The 17,578-nt window shown below is 69.6% G+C and carries 16 protein-coding genes; 12 read left to right on the top strand and 4 right to left on the bottom strand.

The genetic code is table 11. From position 1 onward, the window contains the following. Positions 1-270: 270 nt before the first annotated feature. A complete protein-coding gene (gene hutU / locus IEY60_RS01825; RefSeq protein ID WP_189023099.1) occupies positions 271-1,950 on the bottom strand; it encodes a urocanate hydratase in 1,680 nt (559 codons plus the stop codon). A 140-nt stretch (positions 1,951-2,090) separates the two neighbouring features. On the opposite strand from hutU, the gene hutC reads away from it, so the two are divergent. The 3 genes from hutC to IEY60_RS01810 all read left to right on the top strand — a co-directional run bounded on the left by hutC (position 2,091) and on the right by IEY60_RS01810 (position 4,089). After that, complete coding sequence (gene hutC / locus IEY60_RS01820) at positions 2,091-2,870, top strand: histidine utilization transcriptional repressor HutC (RefSeq protein WP_444543793.1); 780 nt, start codon at positions 2,091-2,093, stop codon at positions 2,868-2,870. A gap of 283 nt (positions 2,871-3,153) precedes the next feature. After that, positions 3,154-3,477: a hypothetical protein gene (locus IEY60_RS01815; protein WP_189023095.1), complete on the top strand. Its 324-nt coding sequence runs from the start codon at positions 3,154-3,156 to the stop codon at positions 3,475-3,477. A 9-nt stretch (positions 3,478-3,486) separates the two neighbouring features. Further along, a complete protein-coding gene (locus tag IEY60_RS01810; protein ID WP_189023093.1) occupies positions 3,487-4,089 on the top strand; it encodes a hypothetical protein in 603 nt (200 codons plus the stop codon). Positions 4,090-4,096: 7 nt separating this feature from the next. On the opposite strand, the gene IEY60_RS01805 is transcribed toward IEY60_RS01810, so the two are convergent. The 3 genes from IEY60_RS01805 to IEY60_RS01795 all read right to left on the bottom strand — a co-directional run bounded on the left by IEY60_RS01805 (position 4,097) and on the right by IEY60_RS01795 (position 6,150). Next, on the bottom strand, positions 4,097-4,585 hold the full coding sequence (locus IEY60_RS01805; protein ID WP_189023091.1) for an HIT family protein: 489 nt from the start codon (positions 4,583-4,585) through the stop codon (positions 4,097-4,099). A 199-nt stretch (positions 4,586-4,784) separates the two neighbouring features. Further along, a complete protein-coding gene (locus IEY60_RS01800; protein ID WP_189023089.1) occupies positions 4,785-5,555 on the bottom strand; it encodes an AraC family transcriptional regulator in 771 nt (256 codons plus the stop codon). 25 nt (positions 5,556-5,580) lie between these two features. Further along, entirely contained in the window at positions 5,581-6,150 is a 570-nt protein-coding gene (locus tag IEY60_RS01795) for a TetR/AcrR family transcriptional regulator (RefSeq protein ID WP_189023087.1), read from the bottom strand. A 111-nt stretch (positions 6,151-6,261) separates the two neighbouring features. Between IEY60_RS01795 and IEY60_RS01790 the strand changes: the two genes are divergently transcribed. From IEY60_RS01790 to mvaD, 9 genes are all read left to right on the top strand, one after another. Further along, a complete protein-coding gene (locus IEY60_RS01790) occupies positions 6,262-6,699 on the top strand; it encodes a DoxX family protein (RefSeq protein ID WP_189023085.1) in 438 nt (145 codons plus the stop codon). 100 nt (positions 6,700-6,799) lie between these two features. Next, positions 6,800-8,614 carry an ABC transporter ATP-binding protein gene (locus IEY60_RS01785; RefSeq protein ID WP_189023083.1) on the top strand — a complete coding sequence of 605 codons (1,815 nt, stop codon included), beginning with the start codon at positions 6,800-6,802 and terminating at the stop codon, positions 8,612-8,614. Beyond that, complete coding sequence (locus tag IEY60_RS01780) at positions 8,611-10,326, top strand: ABC transporter ATP-binding protein (RefSeq protein WP_189023081.1); 1,716 nt, start codon at positions 8,611-8,613, stop codon at positions 10,324-10,326. The genes IEY60_RS01785 and IEY60_RS01780 overlap by 4 nt, the downstream gene beginning before the upstream one ends. A gap of 812 nt (positions 10,327-11,138) precedes the next feature. Next, a complete protein-coding gene (locus tag IEY60_RS01775; RefSeq protein WP_229739479.1) occupies positions 11,139-12,203 on the top strand; it encodes a polyprenyl synthetase family protein in 1,065 nt (354 codons plus the stop codon). Then, positions 12,200-13,471, top strand: a complete 1,272-nt coding sequence (locus IEY60_RS01770; protein ID WP_189023077.1) for a hypothetical protein — start codon at positions 12,200-12,202, stop codon at positions 13,469-13,471. The genes IEY60_RS01775 and IEY60_RS01770 overlap by 4 nt, the downstream gene beginning before the upstream one ends. Positions 13,472-13,529: 58 nt before the next feature. Next, a complete protein-coding gene (locus IEY60_RS01765) occupies positions 13,530-14,522 on the top strand; it encodes a fatty acid desaturase (protein ID WP_189023075.1) in 993 nt (330 codons plus the stop codon). Continuing rightward, positions 14,513-15,322: a methyltransferase family protein gene (locus tag IEY60_RS01760; RefSeq protein WP_189023073.1), complete on the top strand. Its 810-nt coding sequence runs from the start codon at positions 14,513-14,515 to the stop codon at positions 15,320-15,322. The genes IEY60_RS01765 and IEY60_RS01760 overlap by 10 nt, the downstream gene beginning before the upstream one ends. Positions 15,323-15,398: 76 nt before the next feature. Then, positions 15,399-16,448: a mevalonate kinase gene (gene mvk, locus IEY60_RS01755; RefSeq protein ID WP_189023071.1), complete on the top strand. Its 1,050-nt coding sequence runs from the start codon at positions 15,399-15,401 to the stop codon at positions 16,446-16,448. Beyond that, a complete protein-coding gene (gene mvaD, locus IEY60_RS01750; protein ID WP_189023069.1) occupies positions 16,445-17,494 on the top strand; it encodes a diphosphomevalonate decarboxylase in 1,050 nt (349 codons plus the stop codon). The genes mvk and mvaD overlap by 4 nt, the downstream gene beginning before the upstream one ends. Positions 17,495-17,578: the final 84 nt, after the last annotated feature.

The following is a 17,578-nucleotide window of genomic DNA, read 5'->3' as shown; positions in this document are numbered from 1 at the left end:
TACTGGACCACCACGACCGACTGCTGCGGCCTGAGCGGCGGCCACCCGACGAGCCGATCGCTCTCGCTACCTGAGAGGCCGGTGCGTCGGTGGAGTGGGCGAGTGTGGCGTGGACCCAGTGCAGGGCGCGGCCGACGGGGATTCGATCGCCGAAGAGTCGCCCTGTCATAGCGCAGTAGCGACGAATACGCCGGTCGGCGTCGGCTGCCTCGATCTGACGCGGTGACCGATCCACCGCCCGCACCGAGCGGTGCGGGCGGCGGACGGGGATCAGTTCTCCTGCATGGGGATTCGCACTCCACGTTCGCGGGCGACGTCGGCTGCGTGTTCGTAGCCGGCGTCGACGTGGCGGATGACGCCCATGCCGGGGTCGTTGGTGAGGACCCGTTCGAGCTTCTGGGCGGCCAGGGGAGTGCCGTCGGCGATGCAGACCTGGCCTGCGTGGATGGAGCGGCCCATGCCGACGCCGCCGCCGTGGTGGATCGAGACCCAGGAGGCGCCGGAGGCGGTGTTGAGCAGGGCGTTGAGCAGGGGCCAGTCGGCGATGGCGTCGGAGCCGTCGGCCATCGCCTCGGTTTCGCGGTAGGGGGAGGCGACCGAACCGGAGTCGAGGTGGTCGCGGCCGATGGCCAGTGGTGCCGAGAGTTCCCCGGAGGCGACCATCTCGTTGAATTTCAGGCCCGCGCGGTGGCGTTCGCCGTAGCCGAGCCAGCAGATGCGGGCGGGCAGGCCCTCGAACTGCACCTTCTCGCCCGCCATGGTGATCCAGCGCTTCAGGTGCTCGTTCTCGGGGAACAGCTCCATGATCGCGCGGTCGGTGGCCGCGATGTCCTTCGGGTCGCCCGAGAGCGCGGCCCAGCGGAACGGGCCCAGGCCCTCCTCGAACAACGGGCGGATGTAGGCGGGCACGAAACCGGGGAACGCGAAAGCCCGTTCGTAGCCGCCCTTTCGGGCCTCGTCACGAATCGAGTTGCCATAGTCGAACACCTCGGCGCCCTTGTCCAGGAACCCGACCATCGCCTCGACATGCTTGGCCATCGACGCCTGTGCCTCGGTGGTGAACCACGCCGGATCCTTCTCGGCGAGGGTGTGCCAATCCTCGAGCACGACACCGATCGGCAAGTAGGACAGCGGATCATGGGCCGAAGTCTGGTCGGTCACGATATCGATCGGCGCGTCCATGGCCAGCAGCTGCGGGAACACCTCGGCGGCATTGCCGACCAGACCGATCGACAGCGCGCGGCGTTCGTCGCGTGCCGCGATCGCGAGATCCAGTGCCTCCTGCAAGGATTCGGCCTTCGTGTCGAGGTAGCCGTGCGCGATCCGACGATCGATGCGCGCCGGATCGCAGTCGACGCACAGCGCGACGCCCTCGTTCATCGTCACCGCCAACGGCTGCGCGCCACCCATGCCGCCCACGCCCGCGGTGAGTGTGATGGTGCCTGCCAGCGTGCCGCCGAATCGCTTGCGCGCCACCGCGCCGAAGGTCTCGTAGGTGCCCTGCAGAATGCCCTGGCTGCCGATGTAGATCCACGACCCCGCGGTCATCTGGCCGTACATCATCAGCCCGAGCTGCTCGAGCTTGCGGAAATCCTCCCAGTTCGCCCAGTCGCCGACCAGATTGGAGTTGGCCAGCAGCACGCGCGGCGCCCACTCGTTGGTGCGGAACACCCCGACCGGCTTGCCCGACTGCACCAGCAACGTCTCGTCGTCGGCGAGGGTCTCCAGGGTTCGCACGATCGCGTCGAACGCCGCCCAGCTGCGCACCGCACGGCCGGTGCCGCCGTAGACGACCAGGTCGTCGGGACGCTCGGCGACCTCGGGATCGAGGTTGTTCATCAGCATCCGCAGGGCGCCCTCCTGCTGCCAGCCCAGCGTGTGCAGCTGCGATCCGCGCGGGGCGGACACGGGCCGGGGGCCGGAAGGTGGCGGGGTGGCGGCGTCGGTCATCGGTTCACTCCTCGAAAAGACGGCTGTGTCCTGGGTCACTGAAATCCAGACTAGTGGTATAGTCCTGTATATACAAGTAGCTGTCAAGCGTGCTGTGCCGTCCGGGCGCAACGTATTCTCTGGACAAACTGAGTGAACGGATACCGGTGGTGGCGATCGAAGTGGTCGATGCGGACCTGGCCGCGCTGTACGGCGAACTGGGGACCGAATTCGCGGCGTACGAACGCGTCAAGCAGCTGATCATGGCGCAGATCAAGGGCGGCCGGTGGGTCGAGGGCGAGCAGATCCCCTCGGAGAATCAGCTGGTCAACGCCCTCGGCCTGTCCCGGATGACGATCAATCGCGCGCTGCGTGATCTCACCGCCGACGGCGCGCTCAACCGGGTGATGGGCGTGGGTACCTTCGTCGCGCCGACCAAGGCTGCCTCGCCGCTGTTCGAGGTCAGGAATATCGCCGACGAGATCTCCCGGCGCGGGCACCGGCATCGCACCGAAGTGGTGTTCGTTCGCGCGGAGGAGGCGGGCGACCGGCATCCGGTGCTCGGAAATGCCATGAGCGGCAGGGTGTTCCATTCGCTGCTGGTACACATCGAGGACGACGTGCCGATTCAGGTGGAGGACCGCTACGTCAATCCGGCCCAGGCCCCCGACTACCTGGCCCAGGACTTCACCACCGTCACGCCGAACACTTACCTCAGCGAGGTCGCGCCGCTGATCCGCGGCGAACATGTCGTGGAGGCGGTGCGGGCCAGCCGGGAGGAGTGCAAGCTGCTCGATATCGACCGCGACGAGCCGTGCCTGCTCATCCGGCGCCGCACCTGGTCTTCGGGTGGGCTCGTGAGTGCGGCTCGGCTGATCCACCCGGGATCACGCAATCGGCTGGAAGGCAGCTTCGGTTCCGGGTCGAATCATGCCGAATAAGAACCTCGAACTCGCCGCGCGATTCCGGGCGCAGTGTGCGCACCGGCCGGTGGCCCTTCCCGTGCGCTCGGAATTGTTACGCGATCTGAATGCAATTGGCTGTCAGCAAATTGTCCGCTAACTACAAATGTGCCCCTGAACTGGGAATACAATTTGCGGCAGGGTGACCAGCCATCTCGGGTTATCACTGTTTCGTGACGAATCGCCTGGGGGCCCTGGTCCGGGCTGTACGTTTAGTAGCCCATGGTTCGCTCGGTTCCATTCAGGTAACGGAGAGGCGGAAATGGCTACAGTCGCACGGCAGTCGGGGCCGCGCAGGATGACCTCCCGGCAGGGCATTTCCGCACTGAAATCGTCGATGTCGCCGTCGGCTCTGGTGACCGTCGGCTTGATCTTGCTGATTCCCGTTCTCGCTACCGCCGGCCCCATCGCGGCCTCGGCCTTGATCGCCAGGTACGCCGGCGTCGGCCGGTCGGGTGTGCTGGTGCTCTTGCTGATCGCGGCCGTGGTGTGCGCCGCCGTCGTGGCCGCGACCATGGCGTTCCGGCTCGCGTGGCGCCGTGGCGCGGCCACCGGGCAGCACTCGTTCGGTTCCCTCGTTCGGTAGGAGTTCGCCATGCAGACGCACCGTCCGACGGGCTCCGCCGTCCCCGCGATCGATCCGATCCACACTCCCGACGTCGACGAATGCCGCCGCCTGCGCATCGTCGCCCGCATCGACGACTCCGCGGTGTGGCACTCGGCCGCCGCGCGCCTGCTCGACTGCGGCCGCCGCCGCTGGCGCGCGCGGCCCGACATCGCCGACCATCCGGCATTGTGCCGCTGGTCGCGCATCCAGGACGCCCAGCAGGTGCCCGAACAGCCCTGCCTGCGACCGCTTTTCGCGGCGGTCGCGGCCGGTCGGGAGATCGCCACGGACGACCCGTATGCAGACTTCGCGACCGCGGTGATGCTGCTGTCGAGCTGCCCGGCGGCGGTGATCTGCCAGTCCGACCCGATGAACGATCCACGCGCCGTGCGCTTTTCGGTGTACGGGTACCGCGAGGACGACCTGCCCCTGGCGGAGGACCTGATCACGACGACGATCCATGCCTGCGGTGCCGTCCTGGTCCGCCGCTGCACGGTTCTGCGTCGCGGCGCGCCGGTCGTGCCGGCCACCCCGCTCGTCGATCACCCGCTGCCGGAGCTGCTGGTCGTCGGCGGTTCCGCGGCGCGCTGACCCGCGGTTATCCCTCGGCGAGAATCTCGGTCACCGCCGCGGTGATCGTTGCGCGCAGCCCGTCGTGCCGTGCGCTCAGCGCGTGCTCCGGTGCGAAGCGTTCCGCACCGTACAGGTGGACCGGGCCGACCCGCAGCTGCTCGGGTTCCCAGGCATAGCGCGCGTGGATATGCCCGTGAAGGTGCCCCCAGGTGTTGCCGAGCACCTCGTAGTTGATCCGCAGAAACGCCGGATCGGCTGCGCGGCAAGCGCGTTCCACCGCCTCCCCGAGGACCACCATGTCCGCCATGAACGCGACCCGCTCCGGCCGCGGCAACTCGGTGAGCTGATCGGCATCGCCGTCGTGGATCAGCACGCAATATCCGGGCAGGTGCTGAGTATCCCCGATGACGGCCCACCCGGTGGTCAGCCGGCACAGCACCGTCGGATTCGTCCCCGCCGCCGCCGCGCCGACCCGATCGCTCCGCCAGTCGTCGGGTTCCCGATCCTGCGCCATGCTGCCCCATTTCCTTTCCTGTGCCGACAATGCTTGTGCGAGAAGGGGCCTCGATCGTACGGCGACAAGAGTCCAGGCATGCCGGGAAGTCGCGCGGCGAGCTGAGTGTCGCACTCCGGACTTCTCCGGTGCAGGATCGACGGAATGAGCGAGTACGACGTCTTTCTGGCCGATTGCCCGGCCCGGACCCGCAGTGCGGCTACGGAAGGTCGAGGTCGAAGCGGACACCCGTGCGCAGGAATCCGGAGGCGGACATGCCGAACAGGTCATGGAAGGTCTCACTGAAGTGGGACGGGGTGGCGAAACCCGCGTCGACGGCGCAGCGGGTGAGGTCGCGGCCCGCGGCGGCGTCCCGGATCGCGTGGACGACCCGGGTCCAGCGCTGATAGCCACGAAAGGTGGTGCCGCACTGCCGGGCGAACAGCCGCAGGAAGTGCGTCGTCGACAGGCCGAGGTGGGCGGCCATCGCCTCGGCTCGGAAGGCCCGGTCGGGGTTGCGGTTGATCGTGGACGCGGCCCAGGCGATCCGCGGATCGGCGACCGGGGTGTGGCCCGCGACCGCGTCGGCGAAGATCCGGTCCGGCTCGACGACAGTGGCGCGGCACAGCTCGACTAGCTCGCGTTCGCGCCGGTGGGCGAGTCCGTACGGTCCGGCGACGGCGGTCATCTCGTCGGCGATCGTCATCGCGGGCGCACCGGCGGGATCGACGAACAGCAGCAGGATCCAGCCGCCGGGGGCATTGACCCGATGGACCGAGCGGGCGGGCGCGAAGCAGCTGCCGGTGTAGATCTCGCCGTGGGTGGCGGTGTCGAGGACGAACGGCCCGTCCAGGCCGACACTGAGCACCGCCACCGAGGGCGCGTGCAGGTCGACGCCGAGTTCGGGCCCGATATAGCCCACGTGCCCTGGCCGCATCCACACCACCGGCGACCGCGCCGGACCGCACTCTTCCGACAGCACACCGGTCACGGCTGCCAGCGTATCGGGCCCTCGCTCAGTCGAAGGCCACGGTCGCGAGCATCTCGCGCGCGATCAGCTCCGGATCCGCGGAGGTCGCCAGCTCGGACCCGTCCAGCGCGCCCTCCCGCCACAGCGTCGCGAACCCGTGCACCAGCGACCACGCGGCCAGCCGCGTCGCCCGCTGCCGTCCCGGATCCTGATCGGACTGCAGCTCGGCGATCCCGGCGCGCAAGGCGGCCCCCGATCGTTCCCGTGCCGCCACCAGCTCCGGATCGTCCGCGCGCAGCACCTCCCGCCGGTACATGATGTCGAACCGGCCGGGATTGCTCAGCGCGAAGCGGATATAGGCCAGGGCCACCTCCCGCATGTCCTCGCCCGCCGCCGCCAATTCCGTTGCCAGCAGGTCGAATCCCTCGATCGCCAGCGCGGTGAACAGCCCGGCCCGATCACCGAAGTGATGCGCGGGCGCCGCGTGCGAGACCCCGGCGCGACGGGCGAGCGCCCGCAACGACACGGCCTCGATGCCCTCGGCCGCGATCTGCTCGGCCGCCGAGTCGAGCAGCGCGGTCCGCAGATCCCCGTGGTGATACCCGGTTTTCGTCATGTCTCGATCCTGACGCACAAACTTGTCATTGACAAGTTACGTCGCCGCTGTCAATCTTTCCAGTGTCAAGATTGGCGGTAGGCCAGTCGACGTTCGCCTCGAGGAGTTCCCATGGCCCCCTTCATCGTTCTCGCCGTCGTCACCGTCCTTGCCAGGGTGCTCGGGCGGCTCACCGGCCTCGCCTGGCTGGATTCGTGGCCCCGCGCGGTAGCTGTCGGCCTGGCGGCGATGTTCGCCCTCACCGCGAGCGCGCATTTCGTCGAACCCCGCCGCGCGGCCCTGATCGCGATGGTCCCGCCCAGCCTCCCCAACGCCCCGGCTCTCGTGACCCTGACCGGCGTTCTCGAACTGGCCGGCGCCGTCGGTCTGCTGATTCCGGCGACCTCGCGCCTCGCCGCGGCCTGCCTGTTCGCGCTGCTGCTCGGCATGTTCCCGGCGAATATCCGGGCCGCGCGGGCGGATCTGGGCATCAAGTCCATGCCGCTACCTGCCCGCACCGTTCTGCAAGGACTCTTCCTCGCCGCCTGCGCCCTGGTCGCCCTCCGCTGAAGAGGACCGCACGTTTCCGAAAGCGCACCGCCTGACCGCGACGTCACAGTATTCGATACGCCGCCCGTTGCGCGGCCGCACAGACGCGAGAGGAACGACCATGACCATCACCGACGTGGCCGAGGTGCGGGAATCCCCACCCGTGGCCGACGCCGCGCCAGCGGGACCGACCGTCGCGGGCCTGCTTCGCCCCTACCTGGGCGGCTTCACCGCTGTGGTGATCCTGCAGGTGATCGGCGCCGTGGCGGGCTTGGCGCCGCTGCTGGCCGTGGTCGAACTGGGCCGAACAGTGTTGTCGCCCGGTCCGATCGATCACGGACACGTCTGGCTCGTCGTCCTCGCCGGCGCGGCGGGCCTGTTCGTCCGGCTGGTGTTCACCGCCGCCTCCGCCGGTCTCGGGCATCTGCTCGACGGCCGGGTGCAGCTGTCGTTCCGCAGGCAGCTGGCCGCGCGGCTCGGCCGTGTTCCGATCGGCTGGTTCGGGCAGCGCAGGACCGGTGAACTCGCGAAGGTCGTCGGCGAGGACGTGGACGCGGTGCACCCGTTCATCGCCCACGCTCCCGGTGAACTCGTCGCCGCGTTCGTGGTGCCGGTGGTGTCGCTGGTCTACCTGTTCACCATCGACTGGCGGCTCACCCTGATCACCTTGATCCCGGTAGTGCTGGCGATGGCGCTGATCCCGCTGCTGATGACCCCGACCCGGCAGCGCGAGCAGGAGGAATTCGACGCCGCCATGGGTCGCATCGCGGATTCGGTGATCGAATTCGTCCGGGGCATTCCGGTGGTCAAGGTGTTCGGCGGATCCGGACGCGCCCATCGCGCATTCCGCACGGCCACCGACGATTTCGTCGGCGCCTTCTACCGGATGGTGCGCGGACTCTCGGTGATCGCCGCGGGCATGCAGCTGGCGCTGTCGCCGCCGTTCGTCCTGCTGGTCGTGCTGATCGGCGGCACGGGGCTGATCACGAGTGGAAGCATGGCCCCGGCCGATCTGCTGCCCTTCGTCCTGCTCGGTCTCGGCCTGACCGCGCCGGTGGCAGCCCTGCTCGGCCACGGTTTCGACGACCTGCAGGCCGCCCAGCGCGCCGTCGGCCGGATCACCGACGTGCTCGCTGTGCCGCCGCTGCCCGAGCCCGCGCACCCGGTCGCGCCCACTGGCCATCGAGTGGAGTTGCGCGACATCCGATTCGGCTACGAGGCGGGCCACGAAGTCCTGCGCGGTATCGATCTCGTGCTGGAGCCCGGGACGACCACCGCGCTCGTCGGTCCGTCGGGCAGCGGGAAATCCACACTGGTCCAGCTACTTCCGCGATTCTTCGACCCGGCCCACGGCACGGTCACCCTCGGCGGCGTCGACGTGCGCGAGCTCGGCAGCGACGAGCTCTACCGGCGGGTGTCGTTCGTCTTCCAGGACAGCACCCTGCTGCACGCCACGATCGCCGACAATATCGCGCTCTCGGTGCCGCACGCCGACCTCGACGACGTGGTGCGCGCCGCCAGGCAGGCCGGCATCCACGATCGCATCGTCGAACTGCCCGACGGCTACCAGACCGTGCTCGGCGCCGAGGTGGCACTGTCCGGCGGTGAGGCGCAACGGATCTCGCTCGCCCGCGCCCTGCTCGCCGCGACACCCGTCCTGGTCCTCGACGAGGCGACCTCCTTCGCCGACCCGCAGACCGAGCTGGCGGTGCGGCGCGCGCTCGCGGCGGGAGCCGCCGACCGCACGACGCTGGTCATCGCGCACCGCATGGAAACCATCGCCGACGCCGACACCGTCGTCGTCCTGGACGGCGGGGTGATCGTCGAACGGGGCAGGCCCGCCGACCTGCTGGCCGCAGGCGGCCGGTTCGCCGCGCTCTGGCACGCCCATCGATCGGCGCTCGCCGACGGACCTCGAGGAGACGATCGCCGATGATCCGGATGCTGCTGCGCGTGCTCGGCCACGAGTACGCCGGGCCGGTGCGTCGCACCGTCGCCCTGATGACGGTCACCGCGATCGTCGAAGGACTGTCCTACGCCCTGCTGGTTCCCGTTCTGCACACCCTGTTCGGCAGCGATCCCGGCGAGGTCCGGCCGTGGCTGATCGCCTTCGGCGCCGCGGTCGCGGCCTACGCGGTGCTGCGCTACCTCAGCGATCTCGCCGGTTTCCGCAGCGGAACGACCCTGCTGGCGGGGATGTATCACCGGATCGGCGACCATCTGGCCCGGCTGCCTCTGGGCTGGTACAGCGCCAGCCGGGTCGGTGAGGTGTCGGCGCTGGCCAGTCGCGGTGTGCTCGACGCGATGGGCGTCATCGCGCATCTGCTGTCGCCGTTCATCTCCGCCGCGGTGACCCCGCTGACGATCGTCGTCGTGATGATCGCCTACAACTGGCAACTCGGCCTGGCCGCCGCGCTCGGCGCACCGGTCGTCGCGGCCGTCCAGATCTGGGCGGGCCGGTCCACGGCGGCGAGCGACGCGGACACCGCCGCACGCGGCGCCGAAGCCACCGGGCGGGTCATCGAGTACCTGCAGGCCCAGCCGGTGCTGCGGGCGGGCGGCCGGACCGGGGAACGGTTCGGGCTGCTCGACGACTCCCTGACCGCACTGCAGCGGGCATCGCGCCGGTCGACCCTGTCGGCGCTGCCCGGCGTGGTCGGCCTGGCGCTGACCGTGCAGGCGATATTCACCGTCCTGCTGGTCCTCGGCGCGTACCTCGTCCTCGACGGAAGTATCGGTGCCGCAGAGATTCTGGCGATCCTGGTGCTGGCCGCCCGCTGCGCCGACCCGCTGCTGTCGCTGGCCGACATCGGCGGCAAGCTGCGCGCCGCACGGTCGGTGCTGGCGCGTCTGGACGAGGTCCTGCGCACCGAACCGCTGCCGGAACCGCGCGAACCGGCGCTGCCCGCCCGCCACGACCTGGCCTTCGATTCCGTCGGCTTCCGACAGGGTGACCGCACCGTGTTCGACAACGTGTCGCTGACGGTGCCCGACGGGAGCACCCTGGCCGTCGTCGGCCCGTCGGGCGCGGGCAAGACCACCCTGCTGCAACTGCTCGCCCGCTTCGCCGACGCGGACGCGGGTGCCGTCCGGGTCGGGGGAGTGGACGTGCGCGACATCAGCACCGAGGAGCTCATGTCCCGGATCGCCGTTGTCTTCCAGGAGGTCTACCTCTTCGACGGCACCATCGAGGACAACGTGCGGCTCGGCCGCCCCGACGCCACCGACGCCGAGGTGCGCGCGGCAGCCGCGGCGGCCCGGCTCGACGAGGTGATCGAGCGCCTGCCCGGCGGCTGGGCCGCGCATGTCGGCGAGGGCGGCGCCCGCCTGTCCGGCGGTGAGCGCCAACGTGTTTCGATCGCCCGCGCGCTGCTCAAGGACGCGCCGATCGTGCTGCTCGACGAGATCACCTCCGCGCTCGACCCCGTGAACGAAGCGGCGGTGCACGAGGGCATCGAGCGCCTGATGGCAGGCCGGACGGTGGTGACGGTGGCGCACCGCCTGCGCACCGTCCAGCGCGCCGACCGGATCGTGTTCGTCGACGGCGGGCGCATCGTGGAACACGGTACCCATGACGAGCTGCTGCGCGCGGGCGGCCGCTACGCCGGGTTCTGGGCGAGCTCCGGCGCCTCCCTCACGGGCAGGTGAGCCGATGGTGGCCGCGGCATGCGCGAGCAGGCGCGGCCACCGGTTCCACCGGCCGGCAGGTAGCGCCGTCCCGGAGCCGAATCTGAAAATCTCGCTGTGCTGCTTTGACAGCGATCGGTGAATTGTCCAGTACCCGTACATATCTCGAGACCGTGTCCGATCGGGTTGGGAAAGACGCCAAACGCCGCGTTTCGATCCAAGGGGATCTCATCAAGCGCCGGGCTCGATTCGCGGCATCGCGGTCGCGGCCGTAGAGTCGGCATTCGAGCGTCGTTCGCACGTTCCCCCGGTGACCGCCCGCAGGACGATGATGTCCTCGGTGAACGGTCTGAACAGGCGGTTCCCGGCATCCCGGGGACGCGCCTCGTAGTCGGCGTGACCCTACAAGGGGTCGTCACGTCCGAACATCTCTGTCGCAGCGCCGCGTCAGCCCACGGTATTTACCTTCGTGCAACACGCGTCTACCCATCCGTCGGCTAGGGTCACGAAATCGGTTGGGGCGCTGGTTATTTCAATACCGCTGGGTCCGCTTTCGGGGCAGGTTCAGCGTTTTCGCAGCGCACATTACGCGCGAGTTACCTTGTGGCACTGTCCAATACCACGTTCATAGATTGAAACATGTTGTAGCGCTTGACAAGTCGGCTAGCGGTCTACAAAACTACCCGTCGGTAGCCGGCGATCGGGAAGCTCAGGACCGGTAGTTGTGACACGTCACTCCCCGTGACTGCCCCGCCTGAACCCCCGTGAACCCTTGTGCACCAGTCGGGGTGAACCTCACTGCCACCGTGACCACACCAAAGGAGTTCAGCGCTATGGACAATCCCGCGCTACCCTCAGCGCACCGTCAGGATGCTCGTCCGACAGTGCACCCGGAGCACTCGGGCGATCAGGTGGCGGTGCTGCCCAGGCCGTCGGTCACCCCGGTCGAACTGCTTCCGCTGGTCACCGAGCGACTGCACGAAATACTCATCACCGGTGGCGATTTCGACGACATCTACCGGCACGTCCTCGCCGCTCCCGGCAAGCGAGTCCGGGCCCGCCTGGTACTCGCGTGCGCGGGCCTGCTGCCCGATGCCGCGGCCGCCCCACAGCAGGCCGCCGTCGACCTGGCCTGTGCGATGGAGATGCTGCACGAGTCCTCGCTGCTGCACGACGACATCTGTGACGGTTCCCTGCTGCGCCGCGGCGCACCCTCGGTGCCCGCCGCGTTCGGCGTCCGCGTCGCCGCCAGGGCGGGATTCCACATGGCAGGTGCCGCGATGCAGGTGGTCGCCGAGGTGTTGACCGACAACCAGGCAGTGTTCGCCGGGATCGGTGACGCGCCGGGCGTGACCTATGCCGACCGGCTGTCGGACCTGTCGTACGGCCAGCTCATCGAGACCTTGCCCCCCGCGGTCGACGCGACCGCGCTGCGCCGCCACTACGAACTCGTGGCCGGCGCGAAGACCGGCACGCTGTTCCGGCTGTCGTGCTCCTACGGCGGGACGGCAGGCGGGGCCGACCACGACCGGCTCCATGCCCTGATGCAGTACGCCGACCAGCTCGCGCTCGCCTTCCAGATCATGGACGACGTCCGCGACATCGAGGGCGGCCCCGAGCTGGGCAAGGACGCCTGCGGCGACCTCGACCGGCGGGTGCCGACCTGGCCGGTCATCGAATGGCTGGCGATGCGCCCCGGCGCGCGCGACATGTGGCTCTCGGCGGAAACGTCCAGCGCCACGCTGCAGGCCGACCTGGTCGAGAGCGGCGCCACCCAGGCCGCGCGCGTCGTCGCGGTGCAGGCCACCGAGACCGCGAGCGCGGCCCTGGACATCTTCCCGTCCACGCCGGCGCGCGCGGACCTCCGCGAACTCCTCCAGCAGGTGATCAACCGATGAGACAGACCAGAATCGGCTCCCTGGCCTACGGCCTGCGCCACCTGCGGCGCGCACCGGACATGGCAGCGCTGCGGGCCGCGTCCTCGCCCGAGGAACTGGCACGGCTGGCGCTGATCCCCGCGGGCCGCAACCTCGGCATCTCGGTGAGTTTCCTGCCCGCGCACCTGCGGGCCGAGGCCACCGCCGCCCTGCTGGCCTGCCGGGTGCTCGACGCCTTCGAGGATCTCAGCGATCGCGCGGTCGCGAGCAGCGCCGTGACAGCGGCCGCCGACTACCTCACGGGCGCCACCGACACGCCGCCGCCCGCCCTGCCCGCCGTCGCCGCGGAAGCTCGCGACAGCGAGGCCGTCGACCGGCTGCTGGCCGAGCGCATCGGCGACATCAGGGCGCTGCTGTCGGCGCTGTCGGCGGAGGGCCGCCGACGGGTCGATGCGGTGATCGTCGACGTGGCCGGTGTCATGGCCCGCAATATCGACGCGCCCCTGTCCCGGGTCGCCTACAGCGAAGGCGTGCTCGGGCGGGTCACCCACTACGCGTGCGCGCTGGTCGCCGAAGACGTGCTCTCGGAAGCGGATCTGCGTGAACTGACCGGCTGTGTCGCAGTGATCGCCCAGTCCGCGAACGACCTGCGCGACAACGAGTTCGAGATCTACGGCGTCGCCGACCACGAAGAACTGAAGCGGATGGTGATGCTGCAGCTGCTGGCGCCTGCGCTGGGTGGCTTCGCCCTGCTCGCCCGCCTCGGCCCCGGCACGCCGAGTCGCGGGGCGCGCGCGGCGATGGCGTACATGACCATCACCACGACCGCGTTCCTGTGCTCGGTCGTCGACGCGCCATCACCCTACCGGCGCAAGGTCGGCGCCGCGCTGCTGGCCGCGTCGTCGGCCACCTACTGGGACAAGATGCTGGACCGGCTGCGCCGCACCGCCGACCTGGCCATCCACCGGATGCTCGACGCCTCACCGGATTTCGCCGACGGCGCGAACCAGGCGACCCAGGTACTCGGTGCGGGCGACCCGCGCTCGATGCCGACCTCGCTGGTCCCGCTGATCGTCGACACCACCTTCGCGCTCGTGCAGACCCTGCCGGAGGGCCCGCTGACCGGCGAGCTCCCCGACGCCGAAGTGCGCACCATGATGATCGCCGATCACCTGGCCTTCGGCGCCATGGAACGGGTGCCACCGCACGAACCCGAAGCGCTGCAGGCGCTCGCCACGAGACTCCAACTCGCTGCCCTCGACACCAGCACCCAAGGGAGCCGCCCATGAGCATCGTCACCAGACCCGCGCTCACCGTCCTGGACACCACTAGCGAAGGAGCTCTCCTATGAGCACCGAAACGCCCGTCGCGCCGGAGCACACCCCGTTCAGCAAGCGCGTGCTCAAGCTCGAGCACGCCTCGAATGTCGGCCCGCTGCTGCACATCGCGCTGTGGATCGGCATGCTGGCCCTCGGCCTGTTCGTGCCGATCGCCACGAACTGGTACATCGCGATCCCGCTGATCATCGTGCTGTCGCTGCTGAACCTCTCGCTGACCATCGGCGTGATGCACATGCACACCCACCGGCCGCTGTTCGTGTCGAAGTTCCCGAACCGCGTCGTCGACTTCCTGTGCTGTCTGCCCGGTAACCTGACCGCGGCCGAGATGCGCGAGGTCCACGTCCTCAACCATCACCGGTTCAACGACGGGCCCGGTGACGTCACCTCCACCACCGGTATGGAGAAGGGCCTTGGTGCCATCTGGTACTGGGTCCGCTACGGCGTGATCGTCAAGATCCACACGATGCGCACCATCTTCGCGGCCGATCCGGCGCCGCGTCGCCGCAAGACCCGCCACCAGTTCCTGCTCGACATGGCGCTCTACGCCGTGGTCATCGGAACCGTCTGGTACCTGGTCGATTTCGATCGCTTCGTGCTTTTCTACTGGGTGCCGTTCCTGATCACCCAGGTCAACGCGGGCTACTTCGCCTGGCTGAGCCACGCGCCCGCCAAGGGCTTCGAGGACGACCCGAGCACCTCGCTCAACAACGCGGGCAACATCCTGAACTTCCTGATCTTCAACCAGGGCTACCACAGCGTGCACCACCGATACCCCGGTATCCACTGGAGCCAGATCCCGGACAAGCTCGACTACATGCGTGATGTCAACCCCGGCGTCATCGTCCCCTACTGGATGGTGGCCCAGTCGGGCTGGCGCCTGTTCTGGCCCGGCGGCTTCCTCAACGAGCGCTACGGCACCAAGTGGAAGGCCAGGCTGGAGCAGCGCATCGAAGAGGGGACCGTGCGTTCGCGGTACCTGCCGTGGTTCGCATGGATCTGATCACGCCGACTCCCAGCCAGGCGCGGGACGTGCTGAGTAGCCGTGCGCGGCTCGTCCCGTTCCTGTTCTCCTTCGCCGTCTACGGCGTCGCCGGCATCACCGTGCCGCTGATGCTGTTGTTCGCGGGCGGCTGGTTCCTGCCGAAGACGATCGACAAGGGCCCGCACCTGTCGACCGTCCCGGCGATCGCCATCGACGTGTTGCTGCTGGCGCTGTTCGGCCTGCAGCACTCGGGCATGGCCAGGCCCGCGTTCAAGGCCTTCGTCACCCGCTGGGTGCCCGAGGCGCTGGAGCGGACTGTGTACATCGTGATGGTGTGCCTGGTCATGTGGGTGATCATGCTGGCCTGGCAGCCGATTCCGGCGGTGATCTGGTCGGCCGATGGCACCGCGGGGCTGGTGCTCGACGCCGGGTTCTGGCTCGGGTTCGTGCTCGTCTACGCGGCGACGCTGTTGCTGAACCACTTCCACCTGCTCGGCATCAGCCAGGCCTACCGCGAGTACGTCATCCAGGTGCCCGACGCGACCGTGGATCGGCTGCAGGTGAACGGGGTCTACCGCCTCGTGCGCCATCCGCTGATGACCGGCCTGCTGGTCTCGTTCTGGTTCGCCAGCACGTTCACCGTCGGGCACCTCGTGTGGGCACTCGGGTTGACCGGCTACATCCTGCTGGGCACCTACCTGGAGGAACGCGACCTGATCGCGCGCTTCGGTGCGTCCTACCGCGCCTACGCCGCGCAGGTTCCCGCCTTCTTCCCGTCCGTGCTCCGCATCTTCGGCCGATCGACTCGGCAGCCGTAAAGGCATGCCGCCCGGCGCGTTTCCCGTTCGGGGACGCGCCGGGCGGACCCTGCCCGAGTTCGGGAGAGGAATCGACGTGAACGGTCATCCTGTTCGAGAGCGCATCAGACACAACTCCACCGGCACGGGCCTCGTTCCCGGCGTCGGCCATTCCTATGCCAAGGCGATCCTGCTCGGTGAGCACACCGTCGTCCACGGCACTCCCGCGATCGCGTTCCCGCTGCCCGCACTGCCGGTGCGCGCCCTCGCCCGTCGCGGCGCGGTCGGTGTGCAATCGGATGTGCCTGCCGAGGGCGGTTTCCGCTTCCTCGCCGGCGATCCGCACACGGTGACGACTGCCTCCGGTCCGCGGGTCGCGGTCGAAGAAGCGTTGCGGCGGTGGGGATTCGACGGCGATGTCGTCGAAGTCGTTGTCGAGTGCGATATCCCGCTCGCACGTGGCCTCGGCTCCAGTGCCGCCTGCGCGGGCGCGGCGGTGCGCGCGGTCGCCGACCTGTACGGCCGCACCGTCGATCCCGGCACGCTCTACGAGCTCGTGCAGTGCGGCGAGCAGGTCGCACACGGCCGGGCCAGCGGCATCGACGCCGGCGCGGTCCTGGCGAGCGGCCCGATCCTGTTCCACCGCGGCTCGGCTCGTCCGATGGATATCGGCCTGGACGCGGCGCTGGTGATCGCCGACACCGGCGTGCCCGGTTCCACCCAGCTCGCGGTGGCCGGTGTGCGGCGCACCCTGGAGCGCGATCCGCGCGCCGCGGAGCGACTGATGGCGAGGGCCGCAGACCTGATCGGTTCCGCCGCGGCCGACCTGTCGGCCGGGCGCGCCGAGTCGCTGGGCACGACGATGCTCGAGTTCCAGGGTCTGCTCGCCGAGCTCGGTGTCAGCACACCGCATATCGACACCCTCGTCACCGCGGCGCTCGACGCGGGCGCGTACGGCGCGAAGCTGACCGGCGCCGGCCTCGGCGGCTGCGTCCTCGCGCTCACCGAGACCGGCGCCGCACCCGCGGTGAGCGCCGCTGTGCGCCGGGCCGGTGCCGTGCAGACCTGGACGGTCGGCACCGCGAGCCTGCGCTCGGCCTCCCTGTCCCCCTCCGCCTCGAGACCGGAACCCGATACACGCCCATGACATTCCCCTCCGCAGTATCCGTAGCGTCCGAGCGGTCCGAGGATCGCGACGGCGAGGCCGTCGCGGTCGCCTACCCGAACATCGCCCTGGTGAAGTACTGGGGCAAGCGCGACGAAACCCTGTTCCTCCCCGTCACGGGGAGTCTGTCGATGACGCTGGACATCTTCCCGACCACGACATCGGTGCGGCTGATCGACGGTCCCGCCGACACCGTCGAGCTCAACGACGCCGCCGCCACCGGCACCGCGCTCGCCCGCGTCGAGAAGTTCCTCGACCTGGTCCGCGCCAAGGCCGGCCGCACCGATCGGGCCGCGGTGGTGACCGCCAACGCGGGCCCGACCGGTGCGGGCCTGGCGTCCTCGGCGAGCGGGTTCGCCGCACTGGCCACCGCGGCGGCCGCGGCCTACGGCCTGGACCTGGACGGTCGCGCCCTCTCGCGCCTGGCCCGCCGCGGCTCCGGTTCGGCCTCTCGCTCCATCTTCGGCGGCTTCGTCGTCTGGCACGCGGGTGACGGCGACGGCGAAGCGGGCGATCTGAGCTCCTACGCGGAGCCGATCGGCGGCGACGAACTCGACCCGGCGCTCGTGGTGGCCGTCGTCGAAGCGGGTGCGAAGGCGGTGTCGAGCCGCGTCGCCATGCGCCAGACCACCGAGACCTCGCCGTTCTACCGGCCGTGGGCCGAATCTTCGGTGCTCGACCTCGCCGAGATGCGCAAAGCTGTTGCCCGCCAGGATCTTCCCGCGATCGGTGAGATCGCCGAGCGCAACGCCCTCGGGATGCACGCCACCATGCTCACGGCGCGACCGGCCATCCGCTACCTGTCCCCACACTCGCTCGCCATCCTGGACGCGGTGCTTGCGCTGCGCGCCGACGGCATCGTCGCGTACGCGACCATCGACGCGGGTCCCAACGTGAAGGTGCTGTGCACCCGCGCCGATGCGCCCCTGGTGGCCGCCACGATCGAGGGCCTGGGGGAGTTCGTGACCACCCGGACCGCGCACATCGGTCCGGGCGCACGGCTGACGACGGGTGGCGACGGTGAGTAGCAGCGGAGATCTTTCCGGGACCCTGACTGCGGACAGCCGGCGATCGCCGACCGGCCCCGCAGGTCGGCTCGGGAGCGCGGATGG

It is taken from the genome of Nocardia rhizosphaerihabitans (genome assembly GCF_014646295.1).
Taxonomy (GTDB): domain Bacteria; phylum Actinomycetota; class Actinomycetes; order Mycobacteriales; family Mycobacteriaceae; genus Nocardia; species Nocardia rhizosphaerihabitans.
This window is presented reverse-complemented; position numbering and strand designations above follow the sequence as displayed.